At 66.6% G+C, this 22,771-nt stretch carries 18 protein-coding genes; 7 read left to right on the top strand and 11 right to left on the bottom strand.

The window, feature by feature from the left end:
- Positions 1-6 precede the first annotated feature (6 nt).
- Genes LC092_RS03715 through LC092_RS03705 form a run of 3 tightly spaced genes read right to left on the bottom strand, consistent with a single transcriptional unit; the run spans position 7 to position 3,727 of the window.
- A complete protein-coding gene (locus LC092_RS03715; RefSeq protein WP_224805093.1) occupies positions 7-2,385 on the bottom strand; it encodes a xanthine dehydrogenase family protein molybdopterin-binding subunit in 2,379 nt (792 codons plus the stop codon).
- Positions 2,382-2,870, bottom strand: coding sequence for a (2Fe-2S)-binding protein (locus tag LC092_RS03710; RefSeq protein WP_224805092.1), 489 nt, complete (start codon positions 2,868-2,870; stop codon positions 2,382-2,384). The genes LC092_RS03715 and LC092_RS03710 overlap by 4 nt, the downstream gene beginning before the upstream one ends.
- Positions 2,867-3,727, bottom strand: a complete 861-nt coding sequence (locus tag LC092_RS03705) for an FAD binding domain-containing protein (RefSeq protein WP_224805091.1) — start codon at positions 3,725-3,727, stop codon at positions 2,867-2,869. The genes LC092_RS03710 and LC092_RS03705 overlap by 4 nt, the downstream gene beginning before the upstream one ends.
- A 150-nt stretch (positions 3,728-3,877) precedes the next feature.
- Between LC092_RS03705 and LC092_RS03700 the strand changes: the two genes are divergently transcribed.
- Positions 3,878-4,555: a TetR/AcrR family transcriptional regulator gene (locus tag LC092_RS03700; protein WP_224805090.1), complete on the top strand. Its 678-nt coding sequence runs from the start codon at positions 3,878-3,880 to the stop codon at positions 4,553-4,555.
- Positions 4,556-4,579: 24 nt separating this feature from the next.
- Here the strand turns inward: LC092_RS03700 and LC092_RS03695 are convergent, their stop codons facing one another.
- The gene (locus tag LC092_RS03695) at positions 4,580-5,812 is read right to left on the bottom strand and encodes an MFS transporter permease (protein ID WP_224805089.1); all 1,233 of its coding nucleotides are present in this window, start codon (positions 5,810-5,812) and stop codon (positions 4,580-4,582) included.
- 36 nt (positions 5,813-5,848) lie between these two features.
- Between LC092_RS03695 and LC092_RS03690 the strand changes: the two genes are divergently transcribed.
- The 3 genes from LC092_RS03690 to LC092_RS03680 all read left to right on the top strand — a co-directional run bounded on the left by LC092_RS03690 (position 5,849) and on the right by LC092_RS03680 (position 11,127).
- The gene (locus LC092_RS03690) at positions 5,849-6,697 is read left to right on the top strand and encodes a TetR/AcrR family transcriptional regulator (RefSeq protein WP_224805088.1); all 849 of its coding nucleotides are present in this window, start codon (positions 5,849-5,851) and stop codon (positions 6,695-6,697) included.
- A complete protein-coding gene (locus LC092_RS03685) occupies positions 6,682-7,848 on the top strand; it encodes an efflux RND transporter periplasmic adaptor subunit (RefSeq protein ID WP_224805087.1) in 1,167 nt (388 codons plus the stop codon). The genes LC092_RS03690 and LC092_RS03685 overlap by 16 nt, the downstream gene beginning before the upstream one ends.
- A 114-nt stretch (positions 7,849-7,962) precedes the next feature.
- Positions 7,963-11,127 carry an efflux RND transporter permease subunit gene (locus LC092_RS03680; RefSeq protein WP_224805086.1) on the top strand — a complete coding sequence of 1,055 codons (3,165 nt, stop codon included), beginning with the start codon at positions 7,963-7,965 and terminating at the stop codon, positions 11,125-11,127.
- A gap of 66 nt (positions 11,128-11,193) precedes the next feature.
- Here the strand turns inward: LC092_RS03680 and LC092_RS03675 are convergent, their stop codons facing one another.
- The 5 genes from LC092_RS03675 to LC092_RS03655 form a co-directional block, all read right to left on the bottom strand.
- Complete coding sequence (locus LC092_RS03675; RefSeq protein WP_224805085.1) at positions 11,194-11,661, bottom strand: c-type cytochrome; 468 nt, start codon at positions 11,659-11,661, stop codon at positions 11,194-11,196.
- 64 nt (positions 11,662-11,725) lie between these two features.
- A complete protein-coding gene (locus LC092_RS03670; protein ID WP_224805084.1) occupies positions 11,726-14,104 on the bottom strand; it encodes a heavy metal translocating P-type ATPase in 2,379 nt (792 codons plus the stop codon).
- Between the two features lie 100 nt (positions 14,105-14,204).
- Positions 14,205-15,509, bottom strand: a complete 1,305-nt coding sequence (locus LC092_RS03665; protein WP_224805083.1) for an APC family permease — start codon at positions 15,507-15,509, stop codon at positions 14,205-14,207.
- A gap of 122 nt (positions 15,510-15,631) precedes the next feature.
- Positions 15,632-16,393, bottom strand: coding sequence for a MauE/DoxX family redox-associated membrane protein (locus tag LC092_RS03660; protein ID WP_224805082.1), 762 nt, complete (start codon positions 16,391-16,393; stop codon positions 15,632-15,634).
- Between the two features lie 9 nt (positions 16,394-16,402).
- Entirely contained in the window at positions 16,403-17,263 is an 861-nt protein-coding gene (locus LC092_RS03655) for a DUF305 domain-containing protein (RefSeq protein WP_224805081.1), read from the bottom strand.
- 492 nt (positions 17,264-17,755) lie between these two features.
- On the opposite strand from LC092_RS03655, the gene dctP reads away from it, so the two are divergent.
- From dctP to LC092_RS03640, 3 genes are read left to right on the top strand one after another with little or no spacing between them, the layout of a single operon-like run.
- On the top strand, positions 17,756-18,754 hold the full coding sequence (dctP, locus tag LC092_RS03650) for a TRAP transporter substrate-binding protein DctP (RefSeq protein ID WP_224805080.1): 999 nt from the start codon (positions 17,756-17,758) through the stop codon (positions 18,752-18,754).
- A gap of 9 nt (positions 18,755-18,763) precedes the next feature.
- Positions 18,764-19,201 (top strand): hypothetical protein, encoded by a 438-nt coding sequence (locus tag LC092_RS03645; RefSeq protein ID WP_224805079.1) that lies wholly within the window; start codon positions 18,764-18,766, stop codon positions 19,199-19,201.
- Positions 19,202-19,207: 6 nt separating this feature from the next.
- The gene (locus LC092_RS03640) at positions 19,208-20,482 is read left to right on the top strand and encodes a TRAP transporter large permease subunit (protein WP_224805078.1); all 1,275 of its coding nucleotides are present in this window, start codon (positions 19,208-19,210) and stop codon (positions 20,480-20,482) included.
- On the opposite strand, the gene LC092_RS03635 is transcribed toward LC092_RS03640, so the two are convergent.
- Both LC092_RS03635 and LC092_RS03630 read right to left on the bottom strand, forming a co-directional pair.
- On the bottom strand, positions 20,450-21,673 hold the full coding sequence (locus LC092_RS03635) for an MFS transporter (RefSeq protein ID WP_224805077.1): 1,224 nt from the start codon (positions 21,671-21,673) through the stop codon (positions 20,450-20,452). The genes LC092_RS03640 and LC092_RS03635 overlap by 33 nt on opposite strands.
- Position 21,674: 1 nt before the next feature.
- Positions 21,675-22,739 carry a hypothetical protein gene (locus LC092_RS03630; protein WP_224805076.1) on the bottom strand — a complete coding sequence of 355 codons (1,065 nt, stop codon included), beginning with the start codon at positions 22,737-22,739 and terminating at the stop codon, positions 21,675-21,677.
- Between the last annotated feature and the right edge of the window lie 32 nt (positions 22,740-22,771).

The raw sequence follows: 22,771 nt of genomic DNA, 5'->3' as shown, positions 1-22,771 counted from the left end.
GGATGATCAGACGTGGCCAAGCGCGGCGAGAATGCGCAAGGGCGTCATCGGGGTCTGGCGGATCTCGGCCTTGAACGGGCTGAGCGCATCATTGACGGCATTGAGTGCGGCCACACCGGCTGCCGCCGTTCCCGCCTCGCCGACGCCTTTCGCGCCGAGAATCGTGTCGTTGGTCGGCGTCTCCACATGGCCGATCACGATGTCGGGCATCTCGCAGGCCATCGGCACGAGATAGTCGGCGAGCGAGGCATTGGTCATCTGGCCGGTCTCGTCGTAGAGACATTCCTCGAAGAGAGCCGGACCCAGCCCCTGCACGACACCGCCGCGGATCTGTTCGTCGACCAACAGCGGATTGATGATCCGGCCGCAATCCTCCACCACCCAGTGCTTGAGCAAACGCACGATGCCGGTCTCGACGTCGACCTCGACAAGGCTCGCCTGGATGCCGTTGGTGAAATCGAACGGATAGCCGGAGGGCGCGAAATGCTCCGCCGCCGTCAGGGAGTTGTCCGCGGCCTCCGGCAGCGTGTCCGGACGGTAGGTCGCAATCCGCCCGATCTCGGCAAGCGGCATGCGGCGGGTTCCGCTTTGCGCATCGACCACATGGCCGTCCGCCAGCGCCAGGTCGGCCGGGTCGCTTTGCAGGATCTGCCCGGCGAGCGCAAGGATCTGGCCCTGAAGCTTGCGTCCGGCACGCAGGGCCGTCTCGCCGCCGATGCCCGCTCCCCGGCATGCCCAGGTCGCGCCGCCGCTCGGTGTGGTGTCGGTATCTCCGGTCGTGACCTTCACCTGCTCGGGCGCCACACCGAGCTGGTCTGCCACGATCTGGGAGATGATCGTCTCCGTCCCCTGCCCCTGCTCGGTGACAGAGATCGCGCATTGCACCTCGCCGGAGGGCGTCAGGCGCACGACCGCGCCGTCCTGCGCGGAAATCCGCGCGCCGCCGACGCCATAAAAGGCGGCACCCGGATTGGTGATCTCGACGAACGGGGCAATGCCGATGCCGCGATAAATGCCCCGCTCGCGAAGCGCGGCCTGCTCGGCGCGCAGCGCGTCATAGTCCATCAGGTCGCGCAGCTTGGCGAGGCAAGCTTCATGCGACAGTTTCTCGAAGCTGTAGCCAGTCGCGGAGACAAACGGATAGGCATCGTCCGGAACCACGTTCCGGGCGCGGATCTCGAAGGGATCGACGCCGAGCCTGGCGGCGGCCTTGTCGACCAGCGCCTCGGTGACCGCGCAGGCAATCGGGTGACCGACGGCGCGGTACTGGCTGGTCTGCACCTTGTTCTGGAAGACGACGGACAGGCGCCCGCGATAGTCGGGCATCCTGTAGGGCGCGCCCATCAGGCGCACGACCTGATTGCCCTCCGCGACACTGGTGCGGGGATAGGTCGAAAAGGCGCCGATCTGCGTCATGTCGTCGACCTCCATCGCCAGGATGGTGCCCTCCGCGTCGAGCGCCATGCGGGCGGAGACCTTGTGGTCGCGGGCATGGATGTCGGAGACGAAGCTTTCCAGCCGGTCCGCCACGAATTTCACCGGCCGGCCAAGCTTCAGGCTCGCCGCAACCGCCGCCATTTCCTCGTTGTAGAGATGCAGCTTCATGCCGAAGGAGCCGCCGACATCGGGCGCGATCACCCGGACGCGGCTTTCGGAAAGCCCGAAGTGGCGGGCATAGATGTCCTGGAACTGATAGGGCGTCTGGGTGCCATGATGAACGGTCAGTTGCTCGCTCGCCGCATCGAAATCGGCGACGACCGAGCGCGGCTCGAGCGTCACGGCGGTATGGCGTCCGAAGGTGAAATCGCCCTCGACCACATGAGCGGCACCCGCGAAGGCGGCGTCCACCGCCATGGTTTCCAGCACCGTTTGAAAACACAGGTTGCTGTCGAGACCCGGAGCCGCGCGCGGAGCATCGCCGGAAAGCGCCGCGTGACCGTCGACGCAGGCCTCGCCCTCCTCGATGTCGAGCATCACCAGCTCGCAGGCGTCTTCCGCCTCCGCACGCGTGCGCGCCAGCACCATCGCGACCGGATGACCAGCCCACAGCACCTCCTCCTCGGCGAGGATGTTCTGCGGTGCACTCACCATCGAGGCGAAGTGATCGAGCGTGCCCGTCCAGGGCTTGCACGACGGATTGAGATCGCGGGCCGTGAACACGCGCACGACACCCGGCGATTGCTCGGCGTCGCGCGTGTCGATCTCGACGATCCGTCCGCGTGCCATCGGCGAGCGCACGAAGGCGGCATGAAGCATCCGCGGCAGCACGATGTCGCTGACGAACCGCCCCCGCCCGGCAAGGTGGCGGCGTGCGGTCTGGCGTCGGTGCGCCTGACCGATATGCGGCGCGCGCGCGGCTGCGGTATTCGTGTCCTGCAGCGTCATGCCGGCGCCTCCACGTCGCTTGCACGTTTGCGCGCCGTCGCGTCGATGGCATCGACAATCGCCTCATAGCCGGTGCAGCGGCAGTAGTTCCCCGAGAGCGCATCGCGGATCTCCGCGCGCTCGGGTGCCGGATTGTCGCCGAGCAACGCGTGGGCGTTGACCATCATGCCGGTGGTGCAGAAGCCGCATTGCAGCGCGTTGCGGTCGTGAAAGGCTGCCTGGAGATCGGCAATCGCGCCGCTTTCGCTCAGGCCCTCGATGGTCTCCACCGTCTCGCCCGCCGCCTGGACCGCCAGAACGAGGCAGGCGTGCACCGGCTTGCCGCCGAGCAGAACGAGACAGGCCCCGCAAGCGCCCATTTCACAGCCCAGATGGGTGCCGGTCAGCTGCAGCCGCTCGCGCAGGAAATCCGCAAGGCTCATGCGCGGCTCGACGCTCTCGCGCACATGCTCGCCGTTGACGGTGAGTTCGATGTCCATGGTCATGCCGTCGTTCCCAGATGTCCCAAAAGCCGCCCGAGCAGCACACGCGCCAGATGTCGCCGCACCGAGGCCGGCATCTGCGGCTCGTCGGACGGATCGAGGTCCGCGTCCAGCGCGGACTGCGCCGCCGCGATGGTGGCATCGTCCAGCCGGGCGCCGCGCAACGCGCTTTCCGCCGCGCCCGCGCGGGTCGGTTTGTTGCCGACGGAGAAGAACGCAATGCTGATGTCCGCGACGCGCCCCGCGTCGACCATGGCCTGCACCGCGGCGCCGACCATCGCGTAATCGCCCCGGCGGCGTGCCAGTTCATCGAAGACCGCGACGTCCCCCGCCCGCACCGGCGGGACAAGAATGGCCTGGAGGATTTCGCCAGGATCCATCGCCGTCTCGTAGATATCGAGAAAGAAGTCATCCGCCTTGACCCGGCGGACACCGTCATGGCCCGCGACCTCCATCTCCGCACGCAGCGCCAGCGCGACGGCGGGAAACTCCGACGCCGGGTCGGCGAGCGAGAGACTGCCGCCGATGGTGCCCCGGTTGCGGATCGCGGGATGCGCGACATGAGGGGCCGCCAGATGGAAGAGATGCGCATGGTCGCGGATCATCGGGTCGGCAGCGACCTCGGCATGGCGGGTCATCGCGCCGATGCGCAACCAGCCGTCGTCGAGAGAGATCCCTGTGAGCGCGTCGATGCCGGACAGATCGATCAGCGCCGCCGGCGCCTGCAGGCGCAGCGTCAGCGAGGGCACGACGCTGTGGCCGCCAGCGAGATAGACCCCCTCGCCGTCCAGCGAGCGATAGGTCTCCAGCGCATGGGCAACGGACCTGGCCCGAATGTAATCGAAAGCCGGTGATTTCATGCAAATCCCCCCGGGTGCGGTCTTGTGGCCGCATTAGTAACCAACTGGTCACTTTTGTAGTCCCACATCGGCTTGCGGATCAAGCAAAAAATGACCACTTGGTCACTTCCTGTGGACTTGCTAAAACACGGCCAACCGCAAGAGAGACCGATGCCGCCTGCCAAAGACGACCGCCCGCCCGCCGCACCGCGCCGCAAGAACATGCGCGCGCAAGATCGCGAAAAACTGATTGTCGAGGAAGCCGTCCGGTTTTTCGCCGAATGCGGGTTCGAGGGCCAGACCCGCGAACTGGCGAAGCGGATGGGGATCTCTCATGCGGTGATCTACAAGCATTTCGACAGCAAGGACGCCCTGATCGAGCGGGTCTACGAGCACATCTACCTGCGCCGCTGGAACCCGGCCTGGGAAACGCTGATCGTCAATCGCGAGCGCCCCCTGAAGGACCGGCTGACCCAGTTCTATCGCGAGTATGCGGAGCGGGTGTTCGATTACGACTGGGTCCGCATTTTCGTGTCGTCCGGCCTGAAATCCTACGACCTCACCCAGCGCTACCTGTCCCTGATCCGCGACAAGGTGATCCTGCCGGCCGCGCTGGAGCTGCGTCACGATCTTGGCCAGGACATCGCGAAAAGCCCGCCGAGCGATCAGGAACTGGAGCTGCTCTGGGGCCTTCACGGCGGCATCTTCTACATCGCGATCCGCCGCTTCGTGTACAACGTGACGACGGACATCGATCTTGGCGCGGCCGCGGAAAACGCCGTGGAGGTCTTTTTCAACGGCGTCGAGGCCGCCCACCGAAAGGCGGGCTTCCAGGACCCGAAGACGTAGGACGCCAAGCGCCGGCGCGCCCCGTCAGTCCGTGTCGCGCTGGACCTCCGACAATCCGAAGGCGGTGGCGCACGACAGCAGGCTCATGGCGGCGAGCACGGCGAGGACGGTCTCCGGTCCGGCCCAGTCGGCGAGCAGGCCAAACGCCCCGCCCGCGAGCAAGAGCAGCCCGATCACCGAATTCGACAAGGCGGTATAGATCGACTTGCGGTCGCGGGTATCCATGTCCGTGAGATGCGTCTTTCGACCGCCACGCGCGCCCTGATAGGCGATCTGGGCCAGGAAGACGAAGCCGGCGACCGCCAGGCCTGCGACCGTGGACGAGGAAGCAAAGGCGGTCAGCGACGCGGCCGCCAGGGTCAGGCCCGACAGCAAGCCCGCCAGCATCAGCGTCTGCCGGCTCGACCGGTCGGAAAGCGCGCCCCACACATAGGACGACACGATTGCGGCGATGGAGGACGCCAGAATCAACAGCCCGAGGTTGCCGAATGCGGCCTCGCCGGCGTTCCCCAGCATGACCAGGAACGGCGGGGCGAGCGCGGTCGAGATCAAAAGCCCGCGCGTGGCGATATAGGTCCGCAGTTCCCCGTCCTCGCGCAACGGCCGCAGCATGGCAGCCAGCGCGTCGCCGGACGCTTTGTCCTCGCCATTCGGCGTTTCCTCCAGCAGGCAGAACACGGCGGCAGCAAACACCCAAAGCCCCCCGGCAAGCGCGATGGCTCCCGCGATCACCCGAGGCTCGCGCGGAAGCAGTCCGGTCGACAACAGGATCGCGAATGCGAAAACGGCAATTGCCGAGGCCGTGCCGGCGAGGCCGGAGACACGGCCGCGCTGCCCCTTCTCGACGGTGCGCGCCAGAACGTCCTTGTAGCTGACGGAGCAGGCGGAGCGCGCCACCGCGAGGAGCGCGAGCGAGGCGACAATGGCCCAGCCCGCGGCGCTGCCGGTCAGCAGCAACGCGCTCGCCGCGATCGCGAAGGCGGCCAGGCCCTGCACGGCCGATCCCGCCGCCCACCAGTATTTTTTCCGTGCCGTGCGCTGAACGCTCTTCGCAATGAGGAGCTGCGGGAGCAACGAGCCTGCCTCGCGGATGGGAACGAGCAGGCCGATCAGAAAGCCCGGCGCGCCGAGCGAACTCATCAACCAGGCAAGCACAAGCTTCGGGTCGATCAGGCCGTCCGCCGTCTTGGTCGCCGTCAGCGCGCTGACATGCACGCCGATCTGCCTGTTCAGGGTCGAAAGCGGCCCGGCCTTCATGATGGCGTCTCTCCCGTTGCCGCGATGCGCTCGCACATGTCTCGTCTTCCTTCGATCTGTCGCACTCTCAATATCCCGGCTTGCGTCCGCGAAAGGCGTTACCACACCTTTGAAACTCCGATCCGTGGAAAAACAACCCTTTGTGAAACTGGAACGGTTGCCGCCGACAGCAAGGGCGCGCACACCGGACGCCCGCTAGCTGCAATCCTGCTGCACTGCAAAAAAGAATTGCCGGAGGTTTGGAACCGCATATATAACCATCCGGTCGGAAATAATTCCTGGAAACCAATGGGACGCAAACGCACCATCGAACCCGATGCGGTTCTCGATGCAGCCGAGCAGGTTGTGATGCGCGACGGCGCCGCCCGGCTGACGCTGGATGCGGTCGCCTGCGCTGCCGGAATCAGCAAGGCGAGCGTCCTCTACGACTACAAGACCAAACAGGCCCTGATCAAAGCGGTTCTCGAACGGCGCCTGGCGGCCCATCGCACTTGTGAGAGCGAGGCGGCGAAAGAGTTTGGTGAAGAGGCGGATGCGGCGATCCGCGCGCGCATTTCCGTCGCCTCCCACTCGCTCACCGACGAGGATCGCGCCATTGCGCTCGGCCTTCTCGCGTCGCTTGCCCAGGACGCGGACCTGCGCAAACCCGTTGCCCTGGCCTATCGCGAACGCATTGCCGAGGTGGAGGAGACGTCGCGCAAGCCGCGCGGCGCGCTGCTCGCCTTTCTCGCCCTTGAGGGACTGATGTCCCTGGAGTGGCTCGGTCTGCACACCTGGGCGCCCGAGGAGCGCGCCCGTTTCATTGCGGAGATTGGCTGGCTGGTGGATCAGGATCCGGCCCCTGCCTCTCCCCCCGAAAGGTCGACGACATGTACCGGAAACTGACAGCCATTTTCCTCAGCGCAGCCTTTCTCGCCGGTTGCAATGATGCCTCCGACAAGAGCGCCTCGAGCGCTCCCAGGGCGATGCCGCCCACCGCCGTGAGCTTCGTGGAAGTCGCGGCCGAGACCATCCCGATCACCAACGAGCTGCCGGGTCGCATTGCACCGACGCGGATCGCCGAGGTGCGCCCGCGCGTCTCCGGCATCCTGGTCGAACGCGTCTTCGAGCAAGGATCGGTGGTGAAGGAGGGAGACGTTCTCTATCGCATCGACCCCCGCACCTTCCGCGTGCAGGTGGCAAGTGCCAAGGCGACGCTGCAACGCGCCGAGGCCACACAGCTTCAGGCCCGCCAGCAGGCGGAGCGGCAGGAAGAGCTGCGCAATCGCAAGGTGACCAGCGCACAGGCCTTCGAAAGCGCCACCGCGCAGCTTGCCCAGGCCGATGCCGACGTGGCGCTGGCGCGGGCCGGTCTCGACGCGGCCGAGCTGAACCTGCAGTTTTCCGAAGTGCGCGCCCCGATTTCAGGCCGCATCGGCCGGGCGCTGCTCACCGAGGGCGCCCTGGTCGACCCCTCCGGCGAGGTGCTGGCGACGATCCAGCAGCTCGATCCGGTCTATGCGGACTTCACCCAGTCGGCCAACCAGACGCTGCGCCTGCGCCGCGCGCTTGATGTCGGCGCCCTGAACGGACCGCGGTCCGGTCAGGCGACGGTGCGCCTGCTTCTCGACGACGGTCAGAAATATTCGCATCCCGGCCTGCTGCTGTTTTCCGAAGCGACGGTCGATACGACCACCGGGCAGATCACCCTGCGCGGCCAGTTCCCCAACCCCGACGGCGATCTTCTGCCGGGGATGTATGTGCGCGTCCTGATCGAACAGGGCGAGGAGAAGAACGCGATCGCCGTTCCTCAGCAGGCGGTGCAGCGCAATGCCGGCGGACAGGCGCAGATCTATCTGGTCGGCGCCGACGACAAGGCGGAACTGCGTTCCGTGGAAACCGGGCGGGTTGTCGGAACACGCTGGATCATCTCGAAAGGCCTCGCGCCCGGCGACAAGGTAATCGTCGAGGGCTTCCAGAAGCTGAGGCCCGGCGCGCCGCTGGCCCCGACCCCCTGGAAGGCCGAGGCGGAAACGGCGGATCTCGCCGCAAAGTGAACCCCGGACGGGACCGCGCCAGTTTCCCCGGCAGCTCCCTTCCACCATGACACACGGACCGGATGACGGCGCATCGGCGCCATGTCTGCCCCCGGTCCAGCAGGATGTGATCGCATGCCGTCCTTTTTCATCGACCGGCCGGTCTTCGCCTGGGTTATCGCGATTTTCATCACGCTCGCCGGCGTGATCGCGATCCCCTTCATGCCGGTGGCCCAATATCCGACCGTCGCCCCGCCGCAGATCTCGATCCAGACCAACTATCCGGGCGTGTCGCCCGAAGACGCCTATCTGAGCGTCACCCGGCCGATCGAGGAGGAGCTCAACGGCGTCGAGGGGCTGATCTATTTCGAATCCACCTCCGAGAGCTCGGGGCGGATCTCGATCACCGCCACCTTCGCGCCCGGCACGGAGATTTCGCAGGCGGCCGTCGACGTGCAGAACAGCATCCGCCGCGTCGAGCCGCGCCTGCCGCGGACGGTGACGCAGCAGGGCATCCGCATCGAACAGGCCGGCGCCGGCTTCCTGATGGTGGTCTCCGTCACCTCGACGGACGGCAGCCTCGACGTGGTCGACCTCGGCGACTACCTCAGCCGGAACGTGGTCGGCGAGATCCGCCGCGTCGACGGCGTCGGCAGCGCCCAGCTCTTCGCCACCCAGCGCTCGATGCGGGTCTGGATGGATCCGGACAAGATGCTCGGCCTCAATCTGACGGCGAGCGACGTGATCGCGGCGATCCAGTCCCAGAATGCGCAGGTCGCCGCCGGACGTATCGGCGCCCAGCCCAATCCGGTGACCCAGCAGATCTCCGCCACGGTTCTGGTCAAGGGGCAGCTGACCTCGGCCGAGGAGTTCGGCGCCGTGGTGCTGCGCGCCAATCCGGACGGCTCCACCGTGCGGCTCTCGGATGTCGCAAGGGTCGAGATCGGCGGCGAGAGCTACAATTTCTCCACCCGGCTGAACGGCCGGCCGAGCGCCGCCATCGGCGTCCAGCTGTCGTCGACCGGCAACGCGCTGGCGACCTCGGAAGCGGTCCGCGCCAAGATGGAGGAACTCGCGCAGTTCTTCCCGCCCGGCATCGCCTACGAGATCCCCTATGACACCTCGCCCTTTGTCGAGGCGTCGATCGAGAAGGTGATCTACACGCTGCTCGAGGCGGTCGCCCTTGTCTTCGTGGTGATGTTCCTCTTCCTGCAGAGTTTCCGCTACACGGTGATTCCGACCCTGGTGGTTCCGGTCGCCCTGCTCGGCACCTGCGCGGTGATGCTCGCCGCCGGGTTCTCGATCAACGTGCTGACGATGTTTGCCATGGTGCTCGCCATCGGCATTCTGGTGGACGACGCCATCGTCGTGGTCGAAAACGTCGAGCGCATCATGGCCGAGGAAGGCCTCTCCCCGCGCGCGGCCACCCGCAAGGCGATGACGCAAATTTCCGGCGCGATCATCGGCATCACCCTGGTGCTGACCGCCGTCTTCGTGCCGATGGCCTTTTTCCCCGGCGCCGTCGGCATCATCTACCAGCAGTTCAGCCTGACCATGGTCGTGTCGATCCTGTTCTCCGGCTTCCTGGCGCTCTCCTTCACGCCGGCGCTTTGCGCCAGCATGCTGAAACCGATTCCCGAGGGACACCACGAGAAGAAGGGCTTCTTCGGCTGGTTCAACCGGGGCTTTGCCCGCACCACAAGCGGCTACAGCGCATCCGTGGGCTGGCTGTCACGCCGCGCCGGGCGGATGATGGTCATCTATCTGGCCCTGCTGGTCGGTCTCGGCTGGGCCTACACCCGCCTTCCGTCGTCCTTCCTGCCGAACGAGGACCAGGGCTACCTGCTGGTCAATATCCAGGCGCCGCCCGAGGCGAGCGCCAACCGGACGCTGGAGGTGATCCAGCAGGTCGAGGAGATTTTCGGCAAGGAAAGCGCGGTGTCGCGCATCGTCGGCATTCTCGGCTTCAGCTTCTCGGGAACCGGCCAGAACGCCGGCCTCGCCTTCGTGACCCTGAAGGACTGGGCGGAACGCGGTCCCGAGGATTCCGCAAGCGCGATCGCAGGGCGGGCGAACGGCCAGCTCTTCGGATTGAAGGACGCGATCTCCTTTGCCCTGTCGCCGCCAGCGATCCAGGGGCTCGGCACGTCCAACGGCTTTTCGTTCCGTCTCCAGGACCGGGGCGGACGCGGCACCGACGCGCTTGCCGCTGCCCGCGACCAGTTGATGGCGGCGGCGCGCGAGAATCCGGTCCTGACCGGCCTTCGCATCGACGGCCTGCCGGATGCCGCGCAGGTGGACCTTGAGGTCGACCGCGAGAAGGCCAATGCCTTCGGCGTCGCCTTCGCCGACATCAACGCCACCGTCTCGGCCCATCTCGGCTCGAGCTATGTCAACGACTTCCCCAACTCGGGCCGCATGCAGCGGGTCACCGTACAGGCCGATCAGGACGCCCGGATGCAGACGGACGACCTGCTGGACCTGACCGTGCGCAACACCAATGGCGGCATGGTTCCGCTGTCGGCCTTTGCCACGGTGAACTGGGTGAAGGGCCCGTCGCAGATCGTCGGCTACAACGGCTATCCCTCGATCCGCATCTCCGGTCAGGCAGCGCCCGGCTATTCCTCGGGCGACGCGATCGCCGAGATGGAGCGGATCGCGGCCTCGCTGCCCGCCGGTTTCGGTTACGAATGGACCGGCCAGTCGCTGCAGGAGATCCAGTCGGGCTCTCAGGCGCCCTTCCTGATCGGCCTCAGCATCCTGTTCGTGTTCCTTTTGCTCGCGGCGCTTTACGAGAGCTGGTCGATCCCCTTTGCGGTCATGCTGGTCGTACCGCTCGGCGTCATCGGCTCGGTGGCTGCGGTGACGCTCAGGGGCATGCCGAACGACGTCTATTTCACCGTCGGCCTGATCGCCATTGTCGGCCTTTCGGCCAAGAACGCGATCCTGATCATCGAGTTCGCCAAGGACCTGATGGCGGAAGGCAAGACCATGTACGAGGCGACCGTGGAGGCCGCGCATCTGCGCTTCCGGCCGATCCTGATGACCTCGCTCGCCTTCACTCTCGGCGTCACCCCGCTGGCAATCGCCAACGGCGCCAGTGCCGGCAGCCAGAACGCCATCGGCACCGGCGTGATGGGCGGCATGATCTCCGGCACGGTGCTCGCGATCTTCTTCGTTCCGGTGTTCTACGTCTTCGTGATGCGCGCCTTCGCCCGCGTCCCGCTTGACGGCAAGCGACCGGCCAAGGATGCGGACGTAAGCGTCGACGAGGCTCCGGCCAAGACGCCGGCGGAATAGTCACCTGCTCGAAAACGCCAAGACGGAGAAACGGCCGCCGGGATCGCTCCCGGCGGCCGCTGCCTATCAACTGGCGGAATCGCGCGCCGACGCCTCCGCCTGAAAGGCGCGCTCCCGCTCCGGCCAATGCGTCTTGATCCAGGCGAGCACGTCCCGCAATTCCTCATCCGAGTAAACGTCGCCGAACCCCGGCATGTCGCTTGCGTATCCACCGCCGACAACGGCCGCGGTGCCCCGTCGCATGATGTCGAGAAGCAGACGATCGGAATGATGCCAGGTGTGCCCGGTCTCGTCGTGCGGCGGCGCGGGAAGCCGACCGTCCGGACCCGGCGTCTGCCAGTCCCCCTGCCCTTGGAGGCTCGCCCCATGGCAGGACGTGCAAGCCTCGGCATAGATCGCCGCCCCGCGCGACAGATCGCGCCCCTCGCCCGACGCCGCATCGCCGTACCATCCCGCTCCCAACCCCGCGACGACAAGGGCTGTCCCGCCAAGAACAGCCGCACCGGCAACAAGGCCGCCCTTGCCGGAGATCATCTGTGTGCCCCCTCCTCTCTGAAACGGCTTCGGCGGAGACCGCTCTCGGGCGGATGCGACTCACTCACAGCTTCAGGCGCCGCAGCCGCAGCGCATTGGTGATCACCGACACGGAGGAGAGCGACATGGCGGCGGCCGCGATCATCGGCGACAGCACCAGACCGAAGACGGGATAGAGCACGCCGGCCGCGATCGGAACGCCGGCGGCATTGTAGATGAAGGCGAAGAACAGGTTCTGCTTGATGTTCCTGAGCGTTGCCTTCGCCAGAACGCGGGCGCGCACGATGCCCGACAGATCGCCGCCGAGCAGCGTCAGCCCGGCACTTTCGACGGCGACATCCGCGCCGGTTCCCATAGCGATCCCGACATCCGCCGCCGCCAGGGCGGGCGCGTCGTTCACACCGTCACCGGCCATGGCAATGCGCGCGCCCTTCGCGCGCAATTCGTCCACCAGCGTCTTCTTGTCCTCCGGCAAGACGCCAGCGCGCACCTCGTCGATGCCGAGCCGGGAGGCCACAGCCTCGGCGGTGCGCTGGTTGTCGCCGGTCGCCATGATGACACGCAGGCCCTGACGGTGCAGCTCGCGGATCGCCGCCTCCGTCGTCTCCTTGATCGGATCGGCAACCGCGACCAGTCCGGCCAGTTGACCGTCCAGCGCGATATACATCGCGGTCTTTCCCTCCGTGCGCAACGCATCGGCCTGGTCGTCGGCTGCGGCCGTGTCGATCCCCAGCGCCTGCATCAGCGCGGCGTTGCCGAGGGCCACCTCGCGCTCCTCCACCTGGCCGGTGACGCCCTTGCCGGTCACCGCCTCGAAGTCGGATGTCTTGGCCATCGGCACGCCGCGGTGACGCGCGCCCTCGATGATCGCATCGGCCAGAGGGTGCTCCGAGCCACGCTCGAGCGCCGCCGCATTGGCGAGAACCTCCTCTTGCGAAAAGCCAGCAAGCGCCACCACGTCGGTCAGCTTCGGCTTGCCCTCCGTCAGCGTCCCGGTCTTGTCGACGACGAGCGTGTCGACGCGGGCCATGCGTTCGAGCGCCTCCGCATCCTTGATCAGGACGCCGGCCTGGGCGCCGCGACCGGCCGCGGTGGTGATCGAGATCGGCGTGGCCAGTCCGAGCGCGCAGGGACAGGCGATGATCAGCACCGAAACGGCGGCGGCAATCGCGAAGACGAAGGCCGGATCCGGACCGACGACAAGCCAGGTCACGAAGGAGACGATGGCGATGACAACGACGGTGGGAACGAAGACTTCGGAAACGCGGTCGGCGAGACCCTGGATCGGCGCCTTGGAGCGCCGCGCGCCGGCAACCATCTCGACGATCTGCGCCAACACGGTGTCGGCGCCGACGTCGGTCGCGCGGATCGCAAGCGTCCCGTTCTTGTTGATCGTGCCACCGGTGACCCGGTCGCCCTCGGTTTTCTCGATCGGGACGGATTCGCCGGTGATCATGCTCTCGTCGATTGCGGAGCGTCCCTCCACGACCTCCCCGTCCACCGGCACGCTGTCGCCAGGACGCACCCGCAAGAGATCGCCGGCGACGATGTTCTCCAGCGGGGCATCATATTCCGACCCGTCGGGCAGGATGCGTCGGGCGGTCTTGGGCGCCAGATCCATCAGCGCCTTGATCGCGTCCCCGGTGCGCTCGCGGGCGCGCAGCTCCAGGACCTGGCCGACAAAGACCAGCGCGATGATCACCACCGCGGCCTCGAAATAGGTGCCGACCATCCCTCCGGTCATCCGGTACTGGTCCGGAAACACGCCGGGCAGGAAGGTGGCGACCAGCGAATAGAGATAGGCCGCGCCGACGCCGAGCGAAATCAGCGTCCACATGTTGGGCGAGCGGTTGACGATGGAGCTCACCCCGCGCTGGAAGAACGGCAGGGCCGCCCACAGCACGATGGGCGTGGCAAGCACGAATTCCAGATAGACGGAGAACTGATGGCCGATCCAGTCGCGCACGGGCAGTCCGAAAGTCTCGCCCATCGTCAGGATCACCAGCGGCACGGCGGCAACGGAGCTGATCCACATCCGCCTCGTGAAATCCGTCAGTTCCTCGCTCGGCTCGTCGGTGGGAACCATCGGCTCCAGCGCCATGCCGCAGATCGGGCAGGACCCGGGTTCGTCGCGGATAATCTCCGGATGCATCGGGCAGGTCCATTGCGATCCCGGAGCGGCCGCCTTCTCTACCTTTCCAGCATTGCCGGAGGCATAGAAATACGGATCCGCGTCGAACTTGGTCTGGCAGCCGTGGGAACAGAAGTAAAAGGTCTGGCTATCATAGTCGCGCGAGCGGGCCTGCGGCCCGGGGGTGACCGACATGCCGCAGACCGGGTCCGTCACGCTGCCCTCGCCCGATTCCGCGTGCGTCTGCGTGTGCCCGCAATTCCCATCGGCGTGGTCGCCGTGGTGATGGTGGGTATGGGCATCTTGCGTCATTTCAGGCTCCTAGCTGATTTGACGGCCACGCTGCACCCTCCAGTCACAGGAAGGTCAAGGCTCGCCCCGCTCTCCATCGCGAGACGCAAGCGCCCGACGTCTACCGGTGGCCGTGATGCTCCCCGGACGGCGGATGGAGCCGCAGGAACACTCCCACGAACAGGAAAACCGCCGCCATGCCGCCGACCGCAATCGCGACGATCACCGGATCCGTCTGCCATTTCAGCGCGGCGAAGGCCGACAGCACGAGCACATCGAGCGCGATCGCCGTCAGCAGGATTTCCGCCCGCGCACCGATCTCTTCGCGCAGGCTGCGGAAAACGCCCCAGTGAACCAGCATGTCCATCACCAGATAGAAGAACACGCCGAGCGACGCGATCCGGCTGAGGTCGAAGAAGACCGTCAGCAGCCCGGCAATCACGACCGTATAGACCAGCGTGTGGTCCTGGACGCCGCCGGGCATCTTGAAGTGGCGGTGCGGGATCAGCTCCATGTCGGTGAGCATCGCCAGCATGCGCGATACGGCGAAGACGCTGGCGATGAGCCCGGAAGCCGTGGCGACGACGGCCAGCGCGACCGTGAGATAAAAGCCGGTCCGGCCGAGCGCCGGTTCCGCCGCTTCGGCCAGCGCATAATCCTTGGCGGCAATGATGCGCTCCAGCGGCAGGCTTGCACCGACCGCAAGGGCGACAAGCAGGTAGACCACCACGCAGATCGCGATGGAAAGGATGATCGCGCGCCCGACGTTGCGGTGCGGCCGGGTGATCTCCGCGCCGCTGTTGGTGATCGTGGTGAACCCCTTGAACGCCAGAACCGCAAGCGCGACCGAGGCGAGAAATCCGCCGGCCCCCGCGTCCCCTCCCGCTGGCTCGAAGCTCAAACCGCCGGCCCAGAGCGCCGCCACGCCGAACAGGGCGATGCCGCCGACCTTCAGGACCGCCATCAGCACGGAGAAGATGCTGACCGAGCGGTTGCCCGAAACATTGACCAGCCAGGCGAAAACGATCACCGCGACGCCGAGCGCGGCCGCCGGCCAGCCGCCGGGCTCCACACCGAACCCCCGCAGCGTGTAGGACGCGAAGGTCCGCGCCACCAGGCTTTCGTTGATGACCATCGACAGCGCCATCAGCAGCGCGGCCCCGGCCGCGACCGTCGTCGGCCCATAGGCCTTGACGAGGATCATCGCGATGCCGCCGGCGGACGGAAAGGCGTTCGACACCTTGATGTAGCTATAAGCGCTGAAGGCCGTAACGAACGCGCCGGCGAGGAAGGACAGCGGAAACAGCGGCCCCGCCAGTTCCGCCATCTGCCCGGTGAGGGCGAGAATGCCGGCGCCGATCATCACGCCCGTTCCCATCGCCACGGCACCCGGCAGGGTGATGCTGTCTTTCCGGTACTCCGTCATGCCTGCTCCAAACGACGACGGCTGCGGATTTCCTCATGAAACCTGTTGCTGGAAGGAGGCGCCGCCCTTCCATGCACCCTGGCGACGTCCAGCAGGGGGAAGGTCAAGCCCGGAGGCCGGGTTCAAAGCAGAAATGCCCGCACCGGCATCCACAGCCCCATCGCCATCATCATCAGGCTTTCCGTCAGCGAGACGAACCCAAGTGGCACCGATGTATTGCCGCCGGCGCAGGCGCACTTGAGCTCGCGCCTGTCGATATAGACCGCCTTGAAGATACTCACCGCCCCCACCGTGCCAATGACCAGGGCAACCGGCGCGGAAATCCAGACAAACACACCCGCGGTCATCAGGATGCCGGCAAGCGCCTCGCCGAAGGGATAGACCTTTGCGTAAGGAACGAAGCGGCGCGCCAGCAGGTCGTAGTTCAGGAACATGGTGGAGAAACTCTCCACATCCTGCAGCTTCTGCACCGCCAGGATCGTCATCGACAGCGAGATGAACCATTCGACCGCCCGCAAGCTGAGCACGGTTCCATACTGGTGAAACGACAGGCCCAGCGCGAGCAGGGCCGCGACGGAAAAGATCGCGACGACCGGCTGGTAGCTCGTATCGCTCTGCTCTTCCGGCGGCGGGTCGAGCCCCAGGTGCACCCGCAACTCCTCATAGCCGCCGATCCGCGCGTCGCCGATGAAGACCTGGGGCGTCGTCTCGACGCCCTCCGCCTCCAGAAAGGCATCGGTCTCATCGCGGGTGGTGAGCGGGTGATCCTCCACCTTGAACCCCTGCCGTTGCAGCAGGTCCTTCGTTTTCAGGCCGAACGGGCAGAGGTGATCCGGCATCACCATCCGGTAAAGCCGTGCGGTTTGGGGTGTGTCCTTCGTCATGGTGCTCTCCTATTGGCCCGCGCAGACATACTGGCCCCGGAACCCGGCCCGGTACTCCGACCCCGCACTTACGACCAAGTCGAACAGGCCTCCGTCTCCGGTCGGGCGGAGCGTGGCGGCAAGCGGCCCGGCCTCGAAACCGGCACCGCTCGTCCCGGCAGCGTCGCCACCGGACAGACGGACGAGATCCCCGCTGATCTTGACGAGTGCGGCCGGTCCCTCGGTGTTCTCCGCGACGACCAGCACGGGAGGGCTGTCCTCGGTGTAGGTGAAGCGGCAGGCGATGTTGCCGTCGGGAAAGGCTGCGGCGATTTCCGCATCGCTCAGGAATTCCGGATCCACCGTCGATACGCTCTCGCTGGCAAGCGCCTCCTCGGCAGTGACGAGCGAGGCCGGTTCGCGCTCGCCTGCGAAGGTCTTTCGGCCATTGGCGTCGATATCCGCGATGAGATACCGCATCTCGGCAATCTCCTTGTCCTGGGCGTAAATGATGTCATCGGCCAGGGTGCGAACACGCGCATCGCGGATATCGGCGCGGCTTGAGGTCATGATCGCGATGGAGTGATGCGGGATCATCGCGCTCATGTAGCTGCGGTCCCCGACGGTTATCTGGCTGCGGACGAGCCACAGCGCGACAGCGAAGACCACCACAGACCCCGTGAAGATCGCGATGTTCAAACGCCGGTCCGTATACATCGACAGCATGTAGGCGAGCATGATGATCGCCATCGTCGCCCCCATGACCAGTGCCATATAGGCGCGGGTCTCAGACCAGAACGCGTGGCCGACGAGATAGGTGTTCAGATACATCAGCCCGAACATCACCACCGTCGATGTGGCGATCATTGCAAAAAAGCGACCGTAATTCATGGTTCCCTCCTGGTGGCACCTTGTGGATTGCAAACGGGACTTCGGTGTCTGAGTTCCGCGTTTGGCGAGGCAGACCCGCTGGACGGGACGGCGGCGGCGAACCGCCGAGGTCGCGGCACGCAAACACTTCCAGCAACTGGAGGGTCAACATCTGGAGGGCCAAAATCGGGGAGGAACGCAACCGTTCACCCGGTCACCGTGACCGTCGAGATCGCGAGGGGCATTCGGGACAACGCGGACGCAGGCCGGCGCCAGACCTGACTCAGGCAGCGCCCCGCAAGCTGGCTGCGGCGTGGCAGGCGGCACGGCCCTTCGCGACGGTCGTCCCGCGGGGCGTCGGCGCCGCCCGGCAACGGCCTGACGCCGACCGGTTGCAAGTTCTTGACGCTGCGTCAGGAATTGTATTATCTGGATCCTACAATTTCTGCGAGATCCCACCTGTGAGGTTGCCCGATGTCCCTGCGTTCGCTCGTCCGAGGCTGGGTCCGGGTCATGACGACCGGCAGCCTCGCCCTTGCCGCCCCATTTGTTCTGTCGGTCGCCCTCTCAGGTGCCGTGACGGTCGCACTGTCGATCACATTGCCGGGCGCGGTCCGGGCCGAGACGGCCTCCCCGCTCAAGGCCGTGACCTTCCTGCCGCCGGGATCCGCCTTCATCGCCCCGTTCCAGGATCTGGTGGCCGGGATCAATGCATCGGCCGGGGAGACCGGTCCCCGGATCACGGTGATCGGCGGGCCCGAGGCCGTGCCGCCATTCGAGCTCGGCCGGGCGGTCGCCCTTGGCGCGGTCGAGATCGGCGTTCTCCCGGTCAACTACTATCGCGACCTGGCGGTGGAAGCAGAAGCCCTGCAGCTTCTGCCCGGTCGCTATCACGAGATGCGCGCCACTCCCGCATGGGAGATCCTCGAGGAGGTGCACGAAAAGGCCGGACTGAAGCTCCTGGGGGTTTATGGCGACACCGTTCCGTTTTTTACCTATCTGGTCGATCCCGTCGAAACGCTCGATTTCTCCGGCCTTCGCCTGCGGGTGACCCCGGTCTATGACGCTTTCTACGAAAGCCTCGGGGCGACCACCCTCACCCTGCCGCCGGGCGAGCTCCACGCGGCCCTGAGCGCCGGCGCCGTCGACGGGTTCGGCTGGCCGGCGTGGGACGTCACCACCTTCGGCTGGGATGCCTTCGTGCGCCACCGGGTGGAGCCCGGCTTCTACAAGACGGCCATCGCCATCGTGATGAACGCGCGCATCTGGAACGACCTTGCGCAGGCGGATCGCCAGGCGCTCGAACGCGCGGTGCAGCAGTTCGAGCCCCGGGCGAGCGAACGGATGGCGGAGACGACCCGCCAGGAACTCGACAAACAGGACGAGGCCGGCATCGCCACGATCGATCTCGGCGCCGATCTCGTGGCGCGGGCGGAATCCGCCTATTGGGCCGATCTTGCCGCCCGAAGCCCCGAGATCGTCGCGCGGCTGCGGGCACTTGCCGGCGAGTGAGGCAGAGGCATGCGTCTGCTCACATCGCTCGTCCGCATCTCCACCGTTCTCTCCGCCGGCCTTCTGCTCGCGATCATTGCCGCGATCCTGGCCGATTTCGCGCTTCGCCATCTGGGACTGTCGGTGGTCATCGGACTGGAGCGGATCGAATATCTGCTGCTCGCCTCGGTGCTCGCCGCCCTGCCCGGCCTGTCGCGGGCGGGCGGACATATCGCGCTGCAATGGGGCGGCAGCGCATCTCCGCTGCGGACCCGCGCGATCGCGGCGCTCACCGCCGGGCTCTGCCTCGCGCTCAGCCTCCGCTATGCCGGCCTCGCGCGCGACGCCTGGCACGAGGACGCCCATTTTCGCCAGGGTCTCGACGTGCCGGAAGCTCCGGTCTGGGCGGCAGCCGCACTCGCGTTCGGGGTTGCCGGCCTCGCCGCCCTTGCCCGAAACCGGGCCTGACCGGCCTTGGATTGGCTCGTTCCCCTCGCCCTGATCCTTGCCTGCCAGATCGGACTGATCCTTGCCGGCGTGCCGGTGTTCTTCGCCTTTCTGGCGGTGGTGTTCGGTGCCGCGCTTTTTGTCTTTCCGGGCACGGTCGGCGTGACATTGCTGTCGCGCTCGCTGGTGGAAGGCCTATCGCGCTTCGTGCTGCTGCCGATCCCGCTCTTTCTCATGATCGGCCATCTGCTGGTCGAAAGCGGCGCCGGCGCCCGGGCCATCGACGCCGTCCGCGGCCGGCTCGGAGCGGCCGGAAACCGCCAGGGCTTCGTCGCACTTGGCAGCGGCGTGCTGCTCTCCGCCGTCTCCGGCTCCTCTCTCGCCGCCGCCGCCCTCATCCTCAACACTCTGAAGCCGGCAACGGACGCGGGCCGCACCGATCCCGGCCCGCTCACCGGCGCCGCACTCGCCAGCGGCGGCATCGCCATCTTCGTTCCGCCGTCGGCACTCGCCGTGCTCGTTGCCTCCATCGCCCAGGTCGACGTCGGCGCGATGCTGATCGCCATCCTGCCGCTGGGCGCCTGCCTCGCCCTTGCCCATGCGACGGTGATCCGCTTCACCGAACCCGCGATCCCCGGTAAAAGCGATGCACCACCGGACACCCCGGCCCCGCTCCTCCCCCACGTGCTGCGCGCCGGGGCGATCTTTGCCGTCATGGTCGCCGGCATCGGTTTTGGAATTGCCACCCCGACGGAAGCCGCCGCCCTCGGGCTCCTGACCACGGTTCTGCTTCTCGGCGCATCGGGCGAACTCGACCGCCAGGCCATCTTGCGCGCGGCGACACGCGCCGCAACCGAGGGAGCCGGCCTGCTTCTCGTCATCGCCGCGGCCGGCATCTTTTCCCAGGTTCTTGTCTTTCTCGGCATCGCGCAAGGCGTGCGCGACATGCTGCAGGTGCTCGCCGGGGCGCCGCTCGCCCTTCTTCTCGCCTGCGCCCTTGCCGCAATCCTTCTCGGTTGCTTCGTCGACGGCGTGAGCATGGCGCTGATCCTCGTGCCGCTCGTCCTGCCGGTCCTGACGACGGCGGGCGTTTCCCCGCTCCAGGCCTGTCTGGTGATCCTGCTGTGCATGGAAATCGGCCTGATCACCCCGCCCTTCGGCCTGTTGCTGATCGTGGCAAGCGGGGTCATGAAGGATCGCATGACGCTTCCCGCGATCATTCGCGCGGTGCTGCCGTTTCTCGCCGCCAAACTCGTGGTTCTGGGCGGTCTATGCGTCCTTGCCGCCACGCTCGCCCGCTAGGCGCCCGGCTTTCTGCTCCATACGGATGCCGGCAAGGCCGATGATCAGGAAAACCCCGCCGGCGCAGGCGATGGCGAGCGGCACGCCGGCGCGCTCGGAGATCTGGCCGATCGCGTAAAACAGCAGGATGGAGATGATGTTGGAGGCAAACCCCAGGATCGATGCGGCGGTTGCCCGAACGGACCCTTCGACCCGGTCGTGCAAGAGACCGGAATTCGCGGTCACCGCGCATTGATAGAGCATGGCGAAAACGACAACCGCCGGCAGGGCCACATAGAGGGTTCCGAATGCGACGCCGAAGAGAAGCAGGGCCCCCGCGCCGGCGACCGCCGCGCCGACGAAGAGAGGCCTCTGCGCGGCAAGGCGGTGGGCCAGCAGATCGCCAAGCGCCTGCGCGCCCATGATGGCGCCGAGAAACAGGCCGAGCGCCGTTTCCGGAACGCCGAGATCGGTCCCGAGCAGCGGCCAATATTCATCGACCGCCCCGGTGCCGAGCAGCGCTCCGCCGAAAAGGACCACCCGCAAGACGGAGGGCTCGCGCAGCACATGGCTGTTCAGGGCCCGGAAAAACCCGCCGAAGCCTGCCGTGTCGTCATCGGCAACAGGCGATGCCTTGCGCTCCACGAGAAGAAGCGCGGCGAGCGCGATGACGGCTGCGGTGGCCGTCAGGGCGAGAACCAGGGTAAAGCCGAAGGTCATCAGCGCCGGGCCGACCGAATAGGCCACCAGCATGGCCGTCCATTTCAGCGCATTGATCTGCCCGAGCACCTGGACGAATGCGTTGCGGGTGCCGCGCGCCTCCATCTCCTCATAAAGGAAGGAGCGGAAGGCCCCGGAGGAAAGCGCCCCGCGCATGCCCCAAAGGGCAAGTCCGATCCCGAAGCCGGTGAAGGTGGGCAGGACATGCCAGACGGCGAAACAGCCGAGATAGGCGACATGCCCGACCACGAGAATGGTCTTCTTGGAGAAGCGGTCGGCGAGATAGCCCGATGGCAATTCGAACAGCAGCGAGGAAATCGGCCACAGCATCAACAGCGTGGCGATTTCCGTCTCGCTCAGGCCCTGATCGCGGAAATACAGCAGATAGACCGGATAGATCAGGATCAGCCCGTCGAAAAAACCGTAGCCATAGAGGAGGATGCGGGTCCGCCAGTCCAGCCGGGCCGGGCGCGCGATCTGATCCTCCGTCACATCAGCTCCAATCTGTCTTGGCGAGAAGATCCATGAACCATGCCCTGTCATGGCCATGCGCGGACGACGTCATGACGAGGGCGCGGGTGCCGGCGCGCTCAAAGACCGCGGCCCAGGGGCCGACCGCCTCGTCGATAAAGCGGATATGCGCCTCCGCCCCGTTCAGGGTTGTCGTCTCGCCATTGGCAGGGTGGGAGGAAGCAACGGGCGGCCAGGCGATGCGCCCCCTGTCGCCGGCCTGCAGGATGAAGCGGACCTCGCGGCCCCGTCCAGGCGGTGCGGTGAAAATCAGTTCCACCTCGCGGGTTTCCGCGTCGCCGAACAGGCCGGTGCTGTCGAGCGCGAAACCCGATGCCGGATCGAGCCGGGGCTGGCGAATGCCAGGCGTCTCGAGCGCACCGCTCGCCCAGGCGCTTCGCTCGGCGTCGTCGCTGCGGCCGAAGCGGAACAGACCGTAGGGCACGTTGACGACCGGCAGGTCGTGGCGCGACCAATAGGTCAGCTTCGCGAAGGACTGGGACTCCAGCACGCGGGCGGCCTGCCCGTCGACCGGCTCGAGACCGCTGAAGATCGCGGCGATCTCCTCGTCCGTATAGGCGCCCTCGGCGATCGACATCTCCACCGAGGTCCGGTTGATGCGCGACGTGGCCCCGGCCCGCTCCATGAAGTCCGTGCCGATCCAGGTCACATAGGGCGGAACCGAGGGCACGGGCCGGACGGCGCCGGCCCACAATGGCGGATGGTCGCAGGCCGGCGGCGCCCAGTCATAGAAAAACTGCTTCAGGCGGAAGCGCCGCCTCGCCCCTGCAAACCGCATCAGGTAGGAACAGGTGTTGGCGCTCGTCCAGTCGGGCGGGCGGGCACCGCGCTCGACGGCGTCATCCTCCGTCGGCGGCGCCTCGACACGCAAAAGCGCCTCGGTCATCCTTGTGTCCGGCGGCAGGTAACGGGGCCGCAGGACCGGGAAATTCAGCATGGGCTGTGCGGCCTCGGCCGCGACCGGCCGGATGCGGGTGCCGGCGTCCTCAAGCGAAACCACAAAAGGCTCGTATGTCGCAGTCCACATGGCTTGCTCCCCCTCTTTCGTGTTCGACGATC

Origin of the sequence: Stappia stellulata (genome assembly GCF_020176715.1) — a bacterium.
In the GTDB taxonomy this organism is placed as follows: domain Bacteria; phylum Pseudomonadota; class Alphaproteobacteria; order Rhizobiales; family Stappiaceae; genus Stappia.
This window is presented reverse-complemented; position numbering and strand designations above follow the sequence as displayed.